The organism is Amorphoplanes friuliensis DSM 7358 (assembly GCF_000494755.1).
GTDB lineage: Bacteria > Actinomycetota > Actinomycetes > Mycobacteriales > Micromonosporaceae > Actinoplanes > Actinoplanes friuliensis.
In genome coordinates this window covers 4,553,887-4,568,729 of sequence record NC_022657.1, presented here as the reverse complement: position 1 = coordinate 4,568,729, position 14,843 = coordinate 4,553,887, and the positions used below count along the sequence as shown (strand labels likewise).

Genomic DNA, 14,843 nt, shown 5'->3' with positions numbered 1-14,843 from the left:
CAGAAAACGGGGGGCCTGCTGGTGAGGAAGCGGTTCAGCCGCGCTTGACTGCCTTGAGCAGCTTCTCGGCGAGCTTCTGGTCGGTGATCGTGACCTTCGAGCCGCCGGAGAACACGTCGAACGTGCCCTTCTTGGCGTCGCGCAGCGACAGCACCAGTGGCTCGCCGTCGCCCGAGCCGGGCTTCTCACCCGCGAGGCTCAGCCCCGCCACACCGGCGGCGGAGGCGCCGACACCCACGGTGGCGGCAATGGCAAGAACCCGACGGCGCGACAGGCGGTTGACTGCCCTCTTGCCGTAGTGACCACGACTCATGCTCGGCCTTTCGTCAAACGTCCGGCGGTCTCCCGCCGGACGCGTGTTTCGGGGTTATTGCCCGGGACAAACGTTGTCGACAGCCATCAGTACGAGGCGGCCCCGGCAGCGGTTCAAAGCAATTTCTCAGGAAAGGTTTTCTTCAGGTGCGGAAGGCGTTTGCGCAGGTCGACGCAATGATCAACATCCTGTAGTCAACTGGTCGCACAGTGTGACCAAGGGGCCATCGTAGCGGCACTCCGAACGACCCGCATCCGGGGGAAATGGTTTCACTAAACAGTCTTGACAATTGACGGTGATCTCTTGTTGGTTGGAGGTGTTCCCTTCCCCCAGAGAGGACGACAAATGCGAGTACGACGCATGCTGGCCGCCGCCGTCGCGGCCGCCGCGGCACTCACCGCCACCCTGGTCACCACCAGTGCGAACGCCGCCACCTTCCCCGTTTCCCCGGCGCAGTTCGACCAGATGTTCCCCAGCCGGATAGCGTTCTACAGTTACGACGGACTCCTCGACGCGATGCAGAAATTCCCCGCGTTCACCGGCTCCGGAAATGACACCGCACAAAAGCAGGAAGCCGCTGCTTTCCTGGCGAACATCAACCACGAGTCCGGTGGACTGGTCTACGTCGAGGAGATCAACCAGGACAACTGGCCGCACTACTGCGACGCCGCGCAGCCGTACGGGTGCCCGGCCGGCCAGTCCGCGTACCACGGGCGCGGGCCGATCCAGCTCAGCTGGAACTTCAACTACAAGGCCGCCGGTGACGCGCTCGGCATCGACCTGCTGAACAACCCCGACCAGGTCAAGAACGACTCGTCGACCGCCTGGCAGACCGGCCTCTGGTACTGGATGACCCAGACCGGCCCGGGCTCGATGACCCCGCACGACGCCATCGTGAACGGCGCGGGCTTCGGCGAGACGATCCGCAGCATCAACGGCTCGCTGGAGTGCAACGGCGGGAACCCGGCGCAGGTGCAGAGCCGCGTGGACGCGTACCAGCGGTTCACCCAGATCCTCGGCGTCGAACCCGGCGGCAACCTCAGCTGCTGACGGTCCTCACGATCGGCGGACCGGCCGCCCGGCTCAGGCTGTCGACGAGGCGGAACACCTCGGACAGTTGCTCGCCCGTGAGGCGGCGGGCATCCCAGGCGAGCCTGGACAGCTCCGGGGCGTACGGGTGAGGCCGGGACTCGGGGTCCGGGCGGACGCCGGTCAGGGCGGCCAGGTCGTCCGGATGGAGGCCCAGGATCCCGGCGAAGCCGCTGACGAGCTGCGGGGTCACCTCCACCTCCCCCTGGCCGAGCAGCACCACCGTCGAGTCGGACACGTACGGCCCGCCCATCAGGAGCAGCAGCTCGGCGTTCGCCGGGTGGATGTTCCTGTTCCGGAGGAGGCGCACCAGCAGCGGCCCCGGGCCGTCCGCCGGGTCCGCCGGTGTGGCCTCCGGGGCGGGCCGGTGCACCGGCAGCGAGCGGACGAACTCGTGCACCTCCCGCCTGTCCCCCGGCCGGAGGGCCAGCGCGCCGGTGACGAGCAGGCCGACACTGTGCGCACGGGGGCCCCGGGCGGGTGCGAGGTCCGCCGGCAACGGCTGCCCGGCGATCACGAACAGGTCCGGGGTGTGCAGGCCCAGCACCAGGGCGAGACGGCGCAGCACGGCCGGCGACGAACCGGCGTCGCCGATCCCTCGCGAGGCCAGGAGTCGTTGCAGCGCCGAGGTCATGCCGCCATCATGGCCGCGTACGGCCCCGAAGAGAAGAGCGGTGCGGGGTCATCCCGGCGACAGGAGATGGCCGTACGCCCCGGGGGCGGACTCGGCGATGGCCCGGGCCCGGAGCACCGTGTCGTGCAGGTCCGCGGCGTGATCCGACGGGTCGAGCGAAATCCGGCGGGACAGGACCTTGCGGACCAGCGGGTCGTCGCCGGCGACAAAAGCCGTCAGGCACGTGTCCTGGAAGGCAGCCTTCTGCGGCTGGTCGGGCCTCGTCCAGAGCCACGCGCTCACCGCCCGGATCTGCTGCTGCGACGTGCCGGTACGGATCACGGCCAGGAGGTACGCCCGCAGCGCATCACCGTGCCCCGCCTCGAGCAACGGGACAACGAGCTGCCGGACGGCGCTGGCGTTGCTGTCGTGGACGATGACGCCGAGGTCGTCGAGGCCGAGGTGGGTGCCGGCCCGGGTTCGTTTCTGGTCGAGGCGGTGATGGAGGACCGACTCGGCGTCGGTCCCCGCGGGGAGCTGCGGCGGTGTCCACTCCGGGCTCTCGCGGGCGAGCACAGCATCGAGGCGCTGTTCGAACGCCGCGAGGATCCCGGCGTCGGTGTCCTCGGTCTGCTGATGGACGCTCGCCACGTGATACCTGTCGCACTGCTTGCAGAACAGGCGGGGATCGGACCTGCGCAGCGCCTCGATCAGGTGGCCCGTCTCGAGGAGCTGATCCTCGGTGAGCCGCCGGGCGTCCCAGGACAGGGCAGCGAGCTCGGCCCCATGGGGGTACGGGCGCACCCGCGGCTCCGGCTCGACCCCGGTCATCGCCGCCAGGTCCTCGGGGCGGATCCCCAGCAGGCACGCGAACGCGCTCACGTAGCGCGGTGTGACCTCGACGCGGCCCTGCCCGAGCAGGACGATCGTCGAGTCGGACACGTACGGGCCGTCGGCGACCACGGCGAGCAGTTTGGCGTTCCACGGATGGATGTTGCGGTTGGCGAGCAGGCGGACCAGCAGCGGTCCCGGGCCGGCAGGCACCTCGTCGCCGGTCTCGGGTTCCGGATCAGGCTGGTGCACGGGCAGCGACCGGATGAAGTCGTGCACCTCGCGCCGATGTTCCGGGAGCAGGTCGGAGGCCCGGAACACCAGCTTCCCGACGTTGCGCGACACCGAACCGCGGGCCGGGGCGAGGTCGGCGGGCAGCGGCCGGCCGGCGATCACGAACAGGTCCGCGGTGTGCAGACCCAGAAGCAGCGACAGGCGCCGCAGCACCGCCGGCGAGCTCCCGGCGTCGCCGAAGTCCCGCACGGCCAGCAGGCGTTGGAGGGCGGAACTCACGACGTCACGCTCCTTTCGGTGTGCTCCCCGGCGCGGACCGCAAAAGTGGGAAGGAAGGTCAGGGTAAGACCGGCGGCGCTGAGCCACAGCGTCGCGGACGGGCCGAGCCAGGTGCCGGCGGCGCCGCCGAGCAGACCACCCAGCGGCATGCCGCCCCAGGTGACGAAGCGGAACGTCGCGCTCATGCGGCCCAGGACGTGGTCCGGGGTCACCGACTGCTGCAGGCCGGCCTGAGCGACCAGCCGGACGACACCACCGAACGACAGCAGCACCAGTCCCGCGGGCGCCACCCAGAGTGTCCAGCCCGGGGCGGCGAATGCCATGAGGGCGGCCGGTGGGCAGGTCAGCAGCGGCGCCAGCCAGATCACGCGGCGTGCTCCGAGCCGCGACGCCGCCCGGCGGGCGAGCAGAGCACCGGCCAGACCGCCGCAGCCCATCGCGGACAGGACAACGCCGATGCCGAACGAGCCGAGCTGGACGTCGCGGGCGAGAAAGACCAGCAGCATCGTCTGGTAGGCGATCAGGAAGAGACCGAACAGGCCGTCGGCGGTGACGATCGCGCGCAGCAACGGCTGACCGAGGACAAACCGCAGTCCCTCGGCGATCTCGCGGCCCAGGTGCGGGTCGGCCGACGGTTCCGGTGCCGGCTCCCGCTTGCGGAGCCCCCGGACGAACAGCGCCGACACCACCATCCCGGCCGAGCCGGCCACCAGCGCCACCGGCGCGCCGAAGGCGCCGATCAGCGGTCCGGCCAGGCCCGGGCCGCCCACGCTCACCGCGGACCGGACCGACGCCAGCTTTGCGTTCCCCTCGGTGAGATGGTCACGGCCGACCAGGTACGGCAGATAGCTCACGTACGCGACGTCGAAGAAGACGGTGAGCACACCGTGCACGAGCGCGACGCCGAACAGCAGCCAGATGGACAGTGCGTCCGCCCACCAGGCCAGGGGTATCACGGCGATCACCAGTGCGCGCAGCAGATCCGTGGTGACGAGGACGCCGCGTTTGCGGAGACGGTCGATCCACGCGCCCGCGGGCAGGCCGACGAGCAAAGAACCGGCCATCGTCGCCGCGCTGAGCAGTCCCACCTGGAACTCGGTCGCCGACAGGGCAACGATCGCCACCAGCGGCAGCGCCAGGAAGATCACGCGGTCGCCCAGCTGACTCGCCGCCGTGGCGGTGAACAGGCGGCGGAAGTCGGGGTCGCGGAGCAGTCCCAAGCGGTCAGGCCTTTTCGAGGTCGGCGAGGAGGCGGTGGGCCGCGGGCGCGGGCGCGGTGTCCAGCGCTTCGACGAGGTGGGACGTGCCGTAGACCTTGGTGCCTTTACTGCGGGCCAAGCGGCCGGCTTCCTCGAAGAGCTCGATCGCCTCGGCCGTCCAGACCGGATCCTCGGGCTTGGTGGCCGAGAAGAGCAGGCGGGTGACGTCGTCGGTGGGTTCCGCGGCGTGTTCGAGCACCACCGGCCACGCCGCGCGGCGGCCCTCCGCGCGGGTCAGCCCGCGGGCGGTGAGCAGGGCGGCGCCGTTGTTGTCGCGGCGGTAGCGCCCGTGGAACCGGGTGTCCGTCAGGCGCATCTGCTCGGCGATGTCCAGCACGGCGAGCAGGACCGCGCTGGTCTGCACCACGTCGTGGCCGAGCTGGACCGCCTGGCGCCGGGACTCCTCCTCGACGACGGCGAGGACCGGGCCGCCGATGGCGCTGTCCAGGTACCGGCCCATCAGCCGCGGGATCCAGCGCGACGGCGGGTTCGCCCGGTCGAAGAGTGCGTCGCCCAGGTCGGCGGTGTCGTAGAAGGGCGCGTACGGCGTGGTGTCGGCGGGGAAACCGCCCGCGTGCAGCCGGCGCCACAGGTCGGGCTGGTCCGGGGCGTCGTGGATCAGCCCGTAGAGCAGCTCCGGCATCCCGAGCCAGGGGCCGACCGCCACGGACTCCGCCAGCTCCAGGGCGGCACGGATTTCCCGGCCCCAGACCGGGTCGGGCTCGCCGAGGACCTCGTGCTTGCGGTTGCGGGCGGCCCGCCAGGTCGCCTCGCGGAGCTCCCCCGCGTACGGGAAGAGACGGTCGACGGCCGGCACCCCGGACGGCCGGGGCGGACGATCGAGCAGGTAGCGGGTGGTGTGGGTGCCGGCGCCGAGAACCCTGCGGGACCAGACGGGGTCGGCGCGGGCGGCGCTCATCCGGGCGAGCGCGGGAGTGATGACCCCGTGACCGTCGACCAGGGCGTGGTACGCGGTCGCCTGCAGCACGACGGCCGCGGTGCTGGTGAGGGTGAGGGTCACCCCGGCAGGGTACGAAGTGCTGTCACCGGGAGTCCTCGATGGCCCGGCCCAGCGCCCGCGCGACCTGGTTGAAGACGCGCGGGTCGGCCGAGCTGTAGAGGGTGACGTCCTCCTCGCCGCGGTACGCCGCCTTCAACGTCCAGCGGCGGGAGTGGGACGGCCAGCCGATGATCGCGAGGGCGGCGACGAGTGCGCCCACGCCGACGTACCAGCGGGCCGGGAGCTCGAGCTGCACCCACACCGCGCCGGCGACGGCCAGCAGGACTCCCGCGATGACCCGGCTCAGCCGGCTCGACTCCTGCTGGACGCGGCCGACGTCGCGCAGTTCTTCGAGGACAAAGGCTCTGGTCGCCCCCGACTGCCAGATGAACAGCTCGTCGGTGACGGCGGCATCCGGCCCGCGGTAGTAGGTGCGCACAGATCAGTAGAGCAAGCCGCGCAGCGTGATCGCCATCCTACGAAGCGTTCACGCCTCGAGGGCGACCGGGACCGGACGCAGGACGAGGCGGACGGGGGTGTCCACCGCCAGGTCCGCGAGGCGTTCACCCGTCACCTGGGCGACCACGAGCGACTCCCCCACCTCGACGGTGACGCGGCTCGTCGGGCCGAGGAACGTCGTCGACACCACGCGGGCGTCGCCGTCGGTGTCCGGGACGACGTCGACGGACTCCGGGCGTACCAGGGCGGTGACCTCGGGCCCGCCAGACGCCGGCTGGACCAGCGGCAGGCGCGTGCCGAGCACCGAGACGGCGTCGCCGTCGAGGCGGCCCGGCAGGCGGTTGCTGAGACCGACGAAGTCCGCCACGAACGCGCTGGCCGGGCGCAGGTAGACCTCGGACGGCTCGGCCAGCTGCTCGAGGCGGCCGGAGCGCATCACGCCGACCCGGTCCGCGACCGCCAGCGCCTCCTCCTGGTCGTGGGTGACGAACAGGGTGGTGGTGCCGACCTCGGTCTGGATCCGGCGGATCTCGTCGCGCAGCTGGACCCGGACCTTGGCGTCCAGGGCGGACAGCGGTTCGTCGAGCAGCAGCACCTGCGGCTCGATGGCCAGGGCGCGGGCCAGGGCGACGCGCTGCTGCTGGCCGCCGGAGAGCTGGTGCGGATAGCGGGCAGCGTGGGCGCTGATGCCGACCAGGTCGAGCATCTTCGCGGCCCGGTCGCCGGACGCCCGCCGGCGCAGCTTGAGACCGAACTGGACGTTCTCCAGCGCGGTCAGGTGCGGGAAGAGGCTGTACGCCTGGAACACCATGCCCATGTCGCGGCGGTTCGCCGGCAGGCCGCTGATGTCCTTGCCACCGACCAGGATGCGGCCGCTGTCGGCGTCCTCGAGACCCGCCAGGATGCGCAGGGCCGTGGTCTTGCCGCAGCCGGACGGGCCGAGCAGCGCGATCAGCTCGCCGGGCTGCATTTCGAGGGACAGCCCGTCGAGGGCGTGCACGCCGCCGAAGCTGCGCCGCAGGCCGTCGAGGTGAACCGCGACGCCGTTCATCGGGACGCCTTTCGTCGATCGCCGAACAGGGACAGAAGCAGGAGCAGGACGAACGCGAGGATCAGCGCGGCCAGGGACACCGCGACCGACATCGTGGCGCTGCTCTTGCCGAGCAGGTTGATCGCGACCTGCAGGTTGGTGCGGTTCAGCAGCGAGGCGATGGTGAACTCACCCAGCACCAGCGCCACGGTCAGGAACGCCGCCGAGAGCACGGCCGAGCGGATGTTCGGCAGCACGACCCGGACCATCACCGTCGTCCAGCCCGCGCCGAGGCCGCGGGCGGCCTCGGCCAGCGTCCGCACGTCGATCGCGGACAGCCCGGCGTCGATCGCCCGATAGGCATAGGGCAGGACCAGGATCGTGTAAGCAAAAGTCAGCGTGAGTGACGAGCCACCCAGGAAGTAGTTGACCCACGCGTACACGGGTGCGAGCCCGACGACCAGCACGATCGCCGGGATGGTCAGCGGCAGCAGGCAGATGAACTCGACCAGCGGCCGCAGTCCGGGCAGCCGCAGCCGTACCCAGATCGCGGTCGGCACGAGCAGGACCAGCATCAGCAGGGCGGTCAGCAGTGCCTGGCCCAGCGACGCGACGATACCCTCGGCCAGGTCCGGATAGGTCGCGCTGAGCTGTGGCCAGTCGACCAGCAGCGCCCAGGTGCCGCCGCCGTCGCGGGTGGTGAACTCGAGCATCGCGGCGAGCGGCAGCAGGAAGAAGACACCCGCGACGACGAGCACGGTCCAGCGGAACGCGCGCTGCCGGTTCGCCCGGCGCGCCCTCAGCCCAGCCATTTTGCGGTCCGCTTCTGCAGCAGGGCGTAGAGCGTCATCACGACGGCGACCACGACCACCATGCCGAGCGCCATCGCCTTGCCGAGGTTTTGCTGCCCGAGGACAACCTCGCTGGTCAGGGCGCTGCGGATCTGCAACGGCACGATCGGGTTGCCCTGACTGACCAGGGCGGCGGCCGTCGCGTACGCGGAGAAGGCGTTCGCGAAGAGCAGCAGCGTCGACCCGAGGAACGCAGGGGCGAGCAGCGGCCCGGCGACACGCGTCCAGTACTGCCAGGTGGACCCGCCGAGGCTCTCGGTCGCCTCCCGCCACTGCGGGCGGATGCCGTCGAGGGCGGGCAGGAACACGATGACCATCAGCGGCACCTGGAAGTAGGTGTAGACCAGCACGAGGCCCGGCAGCTCGAAGAGCCAGACACCGTTGGCGTACAGGTCGACACCGACGTGGTCGCGCAGGAAGACGGTGACGAACCCGGACAGGCCGATCGTCGCGACGAAGGCGAACGCCAGCGTCACGCCGCCGAACTGCGCGAGCACCCCGGACGCGGCCGTGACCATGCGGCGCAGCAGCCCGCCGGGCTTGGCCGTGGCCAGGGCGTAGGCCAGCACCGCGCCGAGGACCGCACCGACGACCGCGGTCACGGCGGACAGCAGCAGGCTGCGCCCGAACGCGTCCAGGATGTACTCGTCACCCAGGGCCGAGATGTTCGACAGGGTGAAGCCGCCGTCACCGGCGAACGCACCGATGACCACGACCAGCGTGGGGATGATGAGGAAGAGCACCACGTACGTGAAGAAGGGGACAGTGCCGAGCAGGCTGCTGAGCCGCCCGGCACTGAACTTGCGGCGGGGTGCCCGGACCTCCGGTACGGGGGCCAGGAGGCCCGGGCTGTCCGTGACGGTGGCCATTCTCAGCCGATGGCCTTCGCCCAGTTGGCCGACAGGTACTCCTTGGCCTTGGCGGTCTGCGCCTCGGTCTGGAAGACCGGGGTGCCCTCGGCCTTCGGCAGGGCGGCGTACGCCGTCTTGTCGATCGTGCCGGCCTTCTCCATGGCGTCGGCGCGCACCGGCCGGGCACCACCCTTGAGCCACAGGTTCTGGCCCTCGTCGGAGTAGAGGAACTCCTGCCACAGCCGGGCCGCCGCCGGGTGCGGGGCGTCCTTGCTGATCGCCTGGACGTAGTACGAGCCGACCACCGCGTTGGCGGGGACGACGGTCTTCCAGTCCAGCTTGCCGGTGAGCTTGGTGCCCTGGGCGACGTTCAGGTAGTCCCAGTCGATGACAACGGGGGTCTGGCCGGACTCGACGGTCGCCGGGGTCGGGTCGACGGGCAGGAAGTTGCCGGCCTTCTTGAGCTTGCCGAAGAACTCCACACCGGGCGCGATGTCGTCGGCGGTGCCACCGCTGCCGAGCGAGGCCATGACAACACCCGCGAAGGCGGCGCCGGCCTGGGTCGGGTCACCGTTGAGGGCGACCTTGCCCTTGTACTCCGGCTTGAGCAGGTCGGCCAGGGACGTCGGCGCGGGCACCTTGCCGGCGTCGTAGCCGATCGACATGTAGCCGCCGTAGTCGTTCGTCCAGGTGCCGTTCGCGTCCTTGAGCTCGGCCGGGATGTCGGCCCAGGTCGACGGCTTGTACGGCGCGAACTTGGCGACGTTGGCGGTCGCGACGGCGCCACCGAGGTCGAACACGTCCGGCGCCTTGTCCTGGCCCTTGAGCTGGTCCGCGGCGTTGATCTCGTCCTGGCTCGAGGCGTCCGGCTGCGCCGAATTGACCTTGATGCCGTACTTGGTGCCGAACGCCTTGATGATCTCGCCGTAGTTGGCCCAGTCGGGCGGCAGCGCGATGACGTTGAGCTGGCCCTCCGCCTTGGCCGCGGTGACCAGCGCGTCGAGACCACCGAGGTCGGCGGCGCTGATGGCCGAGGCGGCACCGGAGGAGGCTCCGGCGCTCTCCTTCTCGGGCGGCGAGCAGGCCGCCGTGCCGGCAAAGGTCGTGACCGCCAGCAGAGCCGCGGCGGTACGGGCAAGGGTGCGCACTTCGTCCTCCATCTCATCGGTGCCGACAGGGACGGCACCGCTGTGTGGATCATGGGATTACCGGGTGGATCACCGGCGGGCGGCAGACGACGATCAGGCGTCGACTGCCTGAATGACAGCCGCCGCGAACTGGTCGTTCTCCACCGCACCGCCGTCGGGCGGGGCAAATCGGTCCCGGGTGTAGCCGTACGCGACACCGCTGCGCGGGTCGGCGAAGCCGAGGGATCCGGCCGCACCGAAGTGACCGAACGCGGCCGGGCCGAGAAACGGGTAACGGATCGTGAGGGCCTCGTAACCGAGACCGAACTGGTTGCCGGTGACACCGGTGAGCAGGTCCGGGGCGGGCTCGCCGGGTGTGCCGAAGTCCGTGATCGTCCGCGGGCGCAGCAGCGGCGGAGAGCCTTCCACGCCCGACAGGGCCGCAGCATACAACCGCGCGATGCCTCGTGCATTCGCCACGCCACCGGCCGAGGCCTGACCGAGACGGCGCACGGTCCGGCTGTTCGGGAAGGCCGGGAGATAGGTGGGCGGATCGGCGTGACGGTTGAGCGCGATGCCCGCGAGGCTCCCGGCGTCCGGCGGCAGCTCCTCCACAGTGGACGAGCGGACCGGGTGGTAGCGCGGCTCCAGCTCCGCGGGCAGCCCCAGATGGAAGTCGATGTCGTACGGGGCGCGCACCCTCTGCTCGTACGTCTGCTGCAGTGACCGTCCGGTGACCCGGCGGACGATCTCCCCGGCCAGGGCACCGATCACCAGGGCGTGATAGCCGTACCCGGAACCCCGAGGCCAGTACGGGCGCTGCTTGGCGAGCCGCTCGGCGATGATCCGGTCGTCGGCGATCTCCCGCGGGCCGAAGCCGCCGTCGACACCGATCAGCCCGGCCCGGTGCCCGAGCAGCTCCCGCACGGTGACGTCGGAGGTGAACTGCGGCCAGTAGTGCCGGACCGAACGGTCGACGTCGATGAGCCCGTCCTGCACCAGCAGCGCGACGACCAGATAGGCGGCGCCCTTGGTGACCGAGAAGACACCGGTGAGCGCGTCCGGGTCACCGGTCGAGAGGTCGACGACCTGCCGGCCGTCCCGGTAGACGGCGAGCTGGGCGCCGACGTCGTCCTGCCGTGCCGCCTCCGCCGCGAAGACCTCCCGGACCTTCTCGAAGCCGGGGGCGACCGTGCCGTGCGTCAGGGACATCAGCGTTCCTCCTTCCGGCGTCCTCATCCTGACGCAAACGCCCGTTCAGGTCACGCGTCCCTGCCCACGAACGTGGCTGCCGCCAGCAGGCTCACGCCGGCCGTCCAGGCCACGGGCAGCCACAGCGAGTCGCTGATCCGGTCGCCGAGGATGGGCCCGAGCACTCCGAAATAGCTGAGCAGCAGGACCACGGCGGCCAGTGCGTTCCGCAGGATCGTGCCGACAGCCGCCGCCAGCAGGGTGATCAGCAGCAGGTAGGCGGGGTTGCCCTCCCCTGCGATCAGCACGGTCACGACCGCCACCGGCAGGATCGTCACGGCCAGCACGAAGGTCTTCGCGAGCACCAGGTCGAGACGCCGCGGCACGGCCAGCAGCGTGGTGCGGACCTGACCGCCCTCGTACTCCGAGGTGGCCGCGAGGATGCCGAACACCACGAAGCCTGTCCGGGCGTACGAGAGGGGGACGACGACCGTGACCACCCAGGTGAGGGTGACGGTCAGCGCGACGGCGGGCAGGGTGAGCAGTTTGAGGAATTCCGCCCGGATCTGGTTCACGCGTCCCGCCGCCGGAAGACGACCGTGGCGACGGCCAGCACCGCGGCGGTCCATCCGGCCATGACCAGTCCCCCGGTGACGGCGCCGAGCTCGATCGGGGCGTTCGTCTCGCGGATGAACAGATGCGCCCCGGCCAGATCCGGCAGATAGGTCGCCCACGGCGTCACCCGGGTCAGCAGATAGGTCACCGACACGACCGACGAGTTCAGGATCAGAACCGTGAGCGGCAGGACGCCGCTGCGGACCACGAGCGTGATCCCGTACGCGAGGAGCGCGCTCAGCACCCAGTAGGCGGTGACACCGGCGATCCGTGGCACCGCCCCGGCGCTCAGCGTCCCCGCGACGGCGAGGGACGCGATCGAGGCCGGGACGGCCACCACGGCCACGGTCAGGGCCAGCGCCGCCGTCTTCGCCGCCAGGAGGCGGACCCGCGACGGAACGCAGACGAGGCTGGTGGTGATCTGCCGCCCCCGATACTCGCTCCCGGCCGTCACCACCCCCAGCACCAGCGCGCCGACGACACCGACCGTGAGCTCCAGGTAACCGGCATCGGGATCGGTGCCGGGCGCCCGCAGGTTGACGACCCCGAGCAGCGCGGGCGCGAACAGCCCGATCGCCGCGGCCACCCACACCGACGGCAGCCCGGCAATCTTCAACAGCTCGGCCCTCACCACCGGTCACCCGCCTGCGTGAGCGCGAAGAACGCGTCCTCGAGCGTGTGGTGGTCGCCCGTGACCTCGGCCAGGGTTCCCTGAGCCACGATGCGGCCGTGATCGATGACCACGACGTCGTCGACGGTCTCGGACAGCTCGCCCATCAGGTGGCTCGACAGCAGGACGGTCGCGCCGGCGGCCGCGCGTTCCCGCAGGAAGCCCCGCATCCACCGGATCCCGCCCGGGTCGAGGCCGTTGACGGGCTCGTCGAGGATCAGCACCCCCGGATCACCGAGCAGCGCCGCCGCCAGCCCGAGCCGCCGCCCCATCCCCAGTGAGTAGGTGCTCACTCTCTTGCGGCCCGCCTCGGTGAGCCCGACCAGGTCGAGAACCTCGTCGACCCGCGAGCGTGGCAGCCCGTTGCTGGCCGCGATCCAGCGCAGGTGCGCCCGCCCGGTCCGCGACCGGTGCGCACCACCCTCGTCGAGCAGCGCGCCCACGACCGTCAGCGGCCGGCGCCACTGCACGAACGGGCGACCGGCGACCGAGGTCGTCCCCTCCTGCGCCCGGTCGAGCCCGAGAATGATCCGCAGCGTGGACGACTTCCCGGCGCCGTTCGGGCCCAGAAACCCCGTGACCCGCCCGGGCCGGGCGACGAAGCCCACATCGGACAGAACCGTGGTGCGGCCGCGCCGCTTGGTGACGTGCTCGACAGTGATCACACCGGTCAGTCAACGCGGGCACCCGCGGTGGCACATCGGACCACGGACCGGACCCGAAGATCAGACCCAGGTCCGACGCCTGCCCGGGTACGCCGCACGTAGGGTGCGGTGGTGGAGCACGAACGGCACCGGCCCGCCCGGCGATCGACGGCGTGGCCCGTCGCGGGCGCCGCGCTCGCCGTGCTGGTGTTCCTGCTGGTCGCGACCGGCGGCGAGGGACCGGTCACGGTGGTGCTGCCGACGGCGATCGCGGTGACCGCGGCCGGCGTCGCCGCCTGGGCCGTGCACCGCACCCGCGCGGACCGCGCCGCCTACGAGGCCCGGCTGACCCGCTGGGCGGCCTCCGAGGCCGTACTGGCGGAACGTCTGCGGATCGCCCGGGACCTCCACGACATCGTCTCGCACGGCCTCGGGCTCATCACCGTGCGCGTGGCGGCGGCACGCCTGACAGCCGCCGATCCCCGGGAACCGCCCGGCGGACCGCCCGCCGGACCGCCCGCCGGACCGCCCGCCGAACCGCCCGCCGAACCGCCCGCCGAACCGCCCGCCGACGTGCTCGCCGGACCGCCCGCCGACGTGCTCGCTGACGTGCTCGCCGACGTCGAGGCCGCGAGCCGGGAAGCCACCGCCGAGCTGCGTCGCATGCTGACCGTCCTGCGCTCGGCGGACGACACCGCGCCACGGCTGCCGGTCGACAGCCTCGACCAGCTGCCCGCCATCGTCGCCGGAACCGGTGCCTCCCTGCGACTCGAGCCCGTCGGCGAGGTCTCCCCCGGCGTCCAGGTCGCCGTGTGCCGGACCGTCCGCGAGGCGCTCACGAACGTCGCCCGCCACGTCGGCCCCAGCACGGTCCGGGTGCACGTCTACCGCGACCACGGGTCCGTCGTCGCGGCCGTCAGCGACACCGGCCCCCAGGGACCATGGCCGACGGCACCCGGCGCGGGCCACGGCCTGCTCGGCCTGCACGAACGCGTCTCCGCCCTCGGCGGCACCCTCCACGCCGAACCGGCCGGGCCCGGATTCCGCGTCACCGCCCGCATCCCCGACCTGGCGGCCCCGTGACCCCGGTCCGCGTCGTCCTGGCCGACGACCAGCCCCTCCTGCGCCGCAGCCTGGCCATGATCATCGACAGCGCCCCGGACCTCACCGTGGTGGGCCAGGCCGCCGACGGCGCCGAAGCCCTCTCCGTCACCCACAGCACCCGCCCCGACGTGGTCCTGATGGACGTCCGCATGCCCCACGTCGACGGCCTCGAAGCCACCCGCCGCATCTGCACCGACCCGGCCCTGACCGCGACCAGAGTGGTCGTGCTCAGCATGTTCGAACTGGACGAGTACGTCCACGAGGCCCTGCACGCGGGAGCCGCCGGTTTCCTCCTCAAGGACGCCCGCCCCGAAGACCTGATCACCGCGATCCGGCGCACGCACGACGGCGAGTCACTGTTCGCACCATCCATCCTGACCCGCCTGATCGAGCACTACCTGACGGGACCCCGCAGCCACCACCGGCCACCCGCGGAGCTGACCGCCCGGGAGACCGAGGTCCTCACCCTGATCGGCGGCGGCCTGTCCAACGACCAGATCGCCGCCCGCCTGACCATCTCCATCAAGACCGTCAAGACCCACATCACCCACCTCCTGACCAAACTCACGGCCCGCGACCGCGCCCACCTGGTCATCGCCGCCTACGACGCCGGCCTGGTCAGACCCCGGCCCTTCACCGGCTGACACTCCCGTACCGAGGACCGCCGCCGGCAACCTCCGGAC

Annotated in this window: 17 protein-coding genes; 3 read left to right on the top strand and 14 right to left on the bottom strand. The window is 71.5% G+C overall.

All coding sequences use genetic code 11. The annotated features are described in order from the left end of the window. Window positions 1–34: 34 nt before the first annotated feature. Window positions 35–313: a hypothetical protein gene (locus tag AFR_RS21155; RefSeq protein ID WP_041841028.1), complete on the bottom strand. Its 279-nt coding sequence runs from the start codon at window positions 311–313 to the stop codon at window positions 35–37. A 345-nt stretch (window positions 314–658) separates the two neighbouring features. Between AFR_RS21155 and AFR_RS21150 the strand changes: the two genes are divergently transcribed. Next, window positions 659–1,363 (top strand): chitinase, encoded by a 705-nt coding sequence (locus AFR_RS21150; protein WP_041841027.1) that lies wholly within the window; start codon window positions 659–661, stop codon window positions 1,361–1,363. Here the strand turns inward: AFR_RS21150 and AFR_RS21145 are convergent. The 13 genes from AFR_RS21145 to AFR_RS21085 all read right to left on the bottom strand — a co-directional run bounded on the left by AFR_RS21145 (window position 1,353) and on the right by AFR_RS21085 (window position 13,077). Continuing rightward, window positions 1,353–2,036, bottom strand: a complete 684-nt coding sequence (locus tag AFR_RS21145; protein WP_023362839.1) for a hypothetical protein — start codon at window positions 2,034–2,036, stop codon at window positions 1,353–1,355. The genes AFR_RS21150 and AFR_RS21145 overlap by 11 nt on opposite strands. A 48-nt stretch (window positions 2,037–2,084) precedes the next feature. Then, window positions 2,085–3,359: a hypothetical protein gene (locus tag AFR_RS43760; protein WP_023362838.1), complete on the bottom strand. Its 1,275-nt coding sequence runs from the start codon at window positions 3,357–3,359 to the stop codon at window positions 2,085–2,087. After that, entirely contained in the window at window positions 3,356–4,579 is a 1,224-nt protein-coding gene (locus AFR_RS21135; protein WP_023362837.1) for an MFS transporter, read from the bottom strand. Before AFR_RS21135 ends, AFR_RS43760 begins: the two co-directional genes overlap by 4 nt. A gap of 4 nt (window positions 4,580–4,583) precedes the next feature. Beyond that, window positions 4,584–5,639: a hypothetical protein gene (locus AFR_RS21130; protein ID WP_023362836.1), complete on the bottom strand. Its 1,056-nt coding sequence runs from the start codon at window positions 5,637–5,639 to the stop codon at window positions 4,584–4,586. A 22-nt stretch (window positions 5,640–5,661) separates the two neighbouring features. Continuing rightward, window positions 5,662–6,057 (bottom strand): DUF6232 family protein, encoded by a 396-nt coding sequence (locus tag AFR_RS21125; protein ID WP_023362835.1) that lies wholly within the window; start codon window positions 6,055–6,057, stop codon window positions 5,662–5,664. 48 nt (window positions 6,058–6,105) lie between these two features. Then, entirely contained in the window at window positions 6,106–7,128 is a 1,023-nt protein-coding gene (locus tag AFR_RS21120; RefSeq protein WP_023362834.1) for an ABC transporter ATP-binding protein, read from the bottom strand. Beyond that, window positions 7,125–7,919: an ABC transporter permease gene (locus AFR_RS21115; protein ID WP_023362833.1), complete on the bottom strand. Its 795-nt coding sequence runs from the start codon at window positions 7,917–7,919 to the stop codon at window positions 7,125–7,127. The genes AFR_RS21120 and AFR_RS21115 overlap by 4 nt, the downstream gene beginning before the upstream one ends. Continuing rightward, window positions 7,907–8,827, bottom strand: coding sequence for an ABC transporter permease (locus tag AFR_RS21110; RefSeq protein WP_023362832.1), 921 nt, complete (start codon window positions 8,825–8,827; stop codon window positions 7,907–7,909). Before AFR_RS21110 ends, AFR_RS21115 begins: the two co-directional genes overlap by 13 nt. Before the next feature lie 2 nt (window positions 8,828–8,829). After that, window positions 8,830–9,957 (bottom strand): ABC transporter substrate-binding protein, encoded by a 1,128-nt coding sequence (locus AFR_RS21105; protein ID WP_238547311.1) that lies wholly within the window; start codon window positions 9,955–9,957, stop codon window positions 8,830–8,832. A gap of 93 nt (window positions 9,958–10,050) precedes the next feature. After that, on the bottom strand, window positions 10,051–11,148 hold the full coding sequence (locus AFR_RS21100; RefSeq protein WP_023362830.1) for a serine hydrolase domain-containing protein: 1,098 nt from the start codon (window positions 11,146–11,148) through the stop codon (window positions 10,051–10,053). A gap of 50 nt (window positions 11,149–11,198) precedes the next feature. After that, window positions 11,199–11,702: a hypothetical protein gene (locus AFR_RS21095; RefSeq protein ID WP_023362829.1), complete on the bottom strand. Its 504-nt coding sequence runs from the start codon at window positions 11,700–11,702 to the stop codon at window positions 11,199–11,201. Continuing rightward, entirely contained in the window at window positions 11,699–12,373 is a 675-nt protein-coding gene (locus AFR_RS21090) for a hypothetical protein (protein ID WP_202964010.1), read from the bottom strand. Before AFR_RS21090 ends, AFR_RS21095 begins: the two co-directional genes overlap by 4 nt. Then, a complete protein-coding gene (locus tag AFR_RS21085; protein WP_023362827.1) occupies window positions 12,370–13,077 on the bottom strand; it encodes an ABC transporter ATP-binding protein in 708 nt (235 codons plus the stop codon). The genes AFR_RS21090 and AFR_RS21085 overlap by 4 nt, the downstream gene beginning before the upstream one ends. Before the next feature lie 111 nt (window positions 13,078–13,188). Here AFR_RS21085 and AFR_RS47915 point away from each other — a divergent pair, with 111 nt between their 5' ends. After that, entirely contained in the window at window positions 13,189–14,139 is a 951-nt protein-coding gene (locus tag AFR_RS47915; protein ID WP_023362826.1) for a sensor histidine kinase, read from the top strand. A gap of 56 nt (window positions 14,140–14,195) precedes the next feature. Continuing rightward, a complete protein-coding gene (locus AFR_RS21075; RefSeq protein WP_041842497.1) occupies window positions 14,196–14,804 on the top strand; it encodes a response regulator in 609 nt (202 codons plus the stop codon). The last annotated feature ends 39 nt before the right edge of the window (window positions 14,805–14,843 follow it).